This window comes from Pseudomonas sp. RW10S2 (assembly GCF_014268985.1).
Classification (GTDB): Bacteria; Pseudomonadota; Gammaproteobacteria; order Pseudomonadales; family Pseudomonadaceae; genus Aquipseudomonas; species Aquipseudomonas wayambapalatensis.
On record NZ_JABWRO010000208.1, the window covers coordinates 1 to 4,030 of the forward strand.

The 4,030-nt window shown below is 64.3% G+C and carries 4 protein-coding genes; all 4 read left to right on the top strand.

All coding sequences use genetic code 11. The features are described 5' to 3' along the window. Positions 1-129: 129 nt before the first annotated feature. From HU729_RS25085 to pcaC, 4 genes are read left to right on the top strand one after another with little or no spacing between them, the layout of a single operon-like run. Positions 130-1,419 (top strand): MFS family transporter, encoded by a 1,290-nt coding sequence (locus HU729_RS25085; RefSeq protein WP_186711881.1) that lies wholly within the window; start codon positions 130-132, stop codon positions 1,417-1,419. 9 nt (positions 1,420-1,428) lie between these two features. Next, positions 1,429-2,781 carry a 3-carboxy-cis,cis-muconate cycloisomerase gene (locus HU729_RS25090; RefSeq protein WP_186711882.1) on the top strand — a complete coding sequence of 451 codons (1,353 nt, stop codon included), beginning with the start codon at positions 1,429-1,431 and terminating at the stop codon, positions 2,779-2,781. A gap of 11 nt (positions 2,782-2,792) precedes the next feature. Further along, positions 2,793-3,584, top strand: coding sequence for a 3-oxoadipate enol-lactonase (pcaD, locus tag HU729_RS25095; RefSeq protein WP_186667286.1), 792 nt, complete (start codon positions 2,793-2,795; stop codon positions 3,582-3,584). Between the two features lie 10 nt (positions 3,585-3,594). Continuing rightward, the gene (gene pcaC / locus HU729_RS25100; RefSeq protein WP_112899050.1) at positions 3,595-3,987 is read left to right on the top strand and encodes a 4-carboxymuconolactone decarboxylase; all 393 of its coding nucleotides are present in this window, start codon (positions 3,595-3,597) and stop codon (positions 3,985-3,987) included. Positions 3,988-4,030 lie beyond the last annotated feature (43 nt).

The window sequence follows — 4,030 nt, forward strand, 5'->3', positions numbered from 1 at the left end:
TGGGAGCGGGCTTGCCCGCGAAGAGGCCGGACCTGCAAGACAAAAGGCTAATGGCCAGACCCCAAGCGGAACGAGAGTGTTACCGGGTATGTCTAGAATTCACGGTAACCTTCGAGGAGTAAGCACGCCATGACCGCAATCCATTACACAGGCGAAGAGCGCAAAAGCCGTATCTTTGCCATCGTCGGGGCTTCTTCCGGCAACCTGGTGGAGTGGTTCGACTTTTATGTCTATGCCTTCTGCGCCATCTATTTCGCCCCGGCGTTCTTTCCCTCCGACGACCCTACCGTGCAACTGCTCAACACGGCTGGTGTGTTCGCTGCAGGCTTTCTGATGCGCCCCATCGGCGGCTGGATTTTCGGCCGCCTGGCCGACCGTCACGGTCGCAAGAATTCGTTGATGATCTCGGTATTGATGATGTGCGCAGGCTCGTTGCTGATTGCCTGCCTGCCGACCTATTCGAGCATCGGCACCTGGGCGCCGGCACTGCTGCTGTTTGCGCGGCTCGTCCAGGGCTTGTCGGTCGGCGGTGAGTACGGCACCACTGCGACCTACATGAGCGAGGTGGCCCTGCGTGGCCAGCGTGGATTCTTCGCCTCGTTCCAGTACGTCACCCTGATCGGCGGCCAGTTGCTGGCGGTGCTGGTGGTGGTGATCCTGCAGCAACTGCTCACCGAAGAAGAACTGCGCGCCTGGGGTTGGCGCATTCCGTTCGTGGTCGGTGCCGTCGCCGCGCTGATCTCGTTGATGCTGCGTCGGTCGCTGAAAGAGACCAGCAATGCCGAAACTCGCCAGGATAAAGATGCCGGCAGCATCAGTGGCCTGTTCCGCAACCACGCCGCAGCCTTCATCACGGTGCTGGGCTACACCGCTGGCGGTTCGTTGATCTTCTACACCTTCACCACCTACATGCAGAAGTACCTGGTCAACACGGCCGGCATGAACGCCAAGAGTGCCAGCTTCGTGATGACTGGCGCGCTGTTTCTGTTCATGATCCTGCAGCCGCTGTTCGGCATGTTGTCCGACCGTATCGGCCGACGTAACTCGATGCTGTTGTTCGGCGCGCTGGGCACTCTGTTCACCGTGCCGCTGCTGATGGCGCTGAAGACCGTGACCAGCCCGTTCATGGCCTTCGTGCTGGTGACCCTGGCGCTGTGCATCGTCAGTTTCTATACCTCCATCAGCGGCCTGGTGAAGGCCGAGATGTTCCCACCTCAGGTCCGTGCCTTGGGTGTGGGCCTGGCCTATGCCGTGGCCAACGCGGTCTTTGGCGGTTCGGCCGAATACGTCGCCCTGGGCTTGAAGACGCTGGGGATGGAGAACACTTTCTACTGGTACGTGACCGCCATGATGGCGGTGGCCTTCCTGTTCAGCCTGCGCCTGCCCAAGCAGGCGGCGTACCTGCACCATGACCACTAAGGACGTTGCATGAGCAACCAACTGTTCGACGCCTACTTCACCGCCCCGGCCATGCGCGAGGTGTTCAGCGACCGCGGCCGCCTGCAGGGCATGCTCGACTTCGAGGCGGCCCTGGCGCACGCCGAGGCCGACGCGGGGCTGGTGCCGCACAGTGCGGTGGCGGCCATCGAGGCGGCGTGCAAGGCCGAGCGCTATGACGTGCAAGCGCTGGCGCAGGCCATTGCGGTGGCTGGCAACTCGGCGATCCCGCTGGTCAAGGCATTGGGCAAGGTGGTCGCCAGTGGCGTGCCTGAGGCCGAGCGTTATGTGCACCTGGGCGCTACCAGCCAGGATGCGATGGACACTGGCCTGGTTCTGCAACTGCGTGATGCACTGGCGTTGATCGAGGCCGAACTTGGAAAGCTCGCCGACAGCCTGGCGCGCCAGGCTCTGCTGCATGCCGACACGCCGCTGGTGGGACGCACCTGGCTGCAGCACGCCACGCCTGTGACCCTCGGCATGAAGTTGGCCGGCCTACTCGGTGCCGTGACCCGTCACCGCCAGCGCTTGCAGGAGCTGCGTCCGCGCCTGTTGTGCCTGCAATTCGGGGGGGCCTCTGGCAGCCTTGCGGCGCTGGGCAGCAAGGCGTTGCCGGTGGCCGAGGCGCTGGCGGCGCAACTTGGCCTCGCATTGCCTGAGCAGCCCTGGCATACCCAGCGTGACCGCCTGGTGGAGTTCGCCTCGGTGCTGGGCCTGATCGCCGGCAGCCTGGGCAAGTTCGGCCGCGATATCAGCCTGCTGATGCAGACCGAGGCTGGCGAGGTGTTCGAGCCTGCTGCGCCGGGGAAGGGCGGCTCTTCGACCATGCCGCACAAGCGCAATCCGGTGGGGGCGGCGGTGCTGATCGGCGCCGCGACCCGCGTGCCGGGGCTGCTGTCGACGTTGTTCGCCGCCATGCCCCAGGAGCACGAGCGTAGCCTGGGTCTGTGGCATGCCGAATGGGAGACCTTGCCAGACATCTGCTGCCTGGTTTCCGGCGCCCTGCGCCAGGCACAACTGATCGCCGAGGGCATGGAGGTGGACGCCGAGCGCATGCGCCGCAACCTGGAGCTCACCCAAGGCCTGGTGCTGGCCGAAGCGGTGAGCATCGTATTGGCCCAGCGCCTGGGGCGCGACAAGGCCCATCACCTGCTTGAGCAATGCTGTCAGCGCGCGGTCGCCGAACAGCGCCACCTGCGTGCCGTGCTCGGTGACGAGCCACAGGTCACCGAGCAACTGTCTGGCGAAGCGCTCGACCAGTTGCTCGACCCTGCCCATTACCTCGGCCAGGCCCGCGTCTGGGTGGCGCGTGCTGTGGCCGAACATCAACGCTTCACTGCCTGAAGGAGACCGCTGTGGCGCATTTGCAACTGGCCGATGGCGTATTGAACTACCAACTCGAAGGCCCCGAGCACGCCCCGGTGCTGGTGCTGTCCAACTCGCTGGGCACCAACCTGCACATGTGGGATACCCAGATGCCGCTGTGGACCGAACACTTTCGAGTACTGCGCTACGACACGCGTGGCCATGGCGATTCGCTGGTGACCGAAGGGCCGTACAGCATCGAACAGTTGGGGCGTGATGTGCTGGCGCTGCTGGATGCCCTGCAGATTGAGCGCGCGCATTTCTGCGGGCTGTCGATGGGCGGCCTGATCGGCCAGTGGCTGGGCATCAATGCTGGCGAGCGCTTGCAGCGTCTGGTGGTATGCAACACGGCGGCGAAGATCGGCTCGCCTGAAACCTGGAATCCGCGTATCGAAATGGTCTTGCGCGACGGTGCCGAGGCCATGCGTGGGTTGCGCGATGCGTCCATCGAGCGCTGGTTCACCCCAGCGTGGTCGAGCGTGCACGCGGATCAGGTCCAGCGTATCACCGACATGCTCGCGACCACCTCGCCACAGGGCTACGCCGCCAATTGCGGCGCGGTGCGCGATGCCGATTTCCGCGATCAGCTAGGTGCGATCACTGCGCCGCTGCTGGTGATTTCCGGGGAGGCCGACGCGGTGACGCCGCCCTCGGGTGGCCTGTACATTCAGGAGCATGTGGCAGGCGCCGAGTACGAAGGCTTCCAGGCTGCGCACTTGTCCAACGTCGAGGTCGGCGAGCCGTTCAGCCGTCGCGTGCTCGATTTCCTGATGGCTCGCTGAGGACTACGCCATGGATGAGAAACAACGTTACGACGCTGGCATGCAGGTGCGTCGCGCGGTGCTGGGCGATGCCCATGTGGACCGCAGCCTGGAGAAACTCAACGACTTCAATGGCGAGTTCCAGGAGATGATCACCCGCCACGCCTGGGGCGATATCTGGACCCGCCCGGGGTTGCCACGCCACACCCGCAGCCTGATCACCATTGCCATGCTGATCGGCATGAACCGCAACGAGGAACTCAAGTTGCACCTGCGCGCGGCGGCCAACAATGGCGTGACCCGCGAAGAGATCAAGGAAGTGATCATGCAGAGCGCGATCTACTGCGGGATCCCGGCGGCCAATGCGACCTTCCACCTGGCCGAGTCGGTGTGGGATGAGCTTGGGGTCGAGTCGCGTGCCTAGGTCATAGATCGGCGCTGAATGTTTCGCGGGCAAGTCGCAGCGG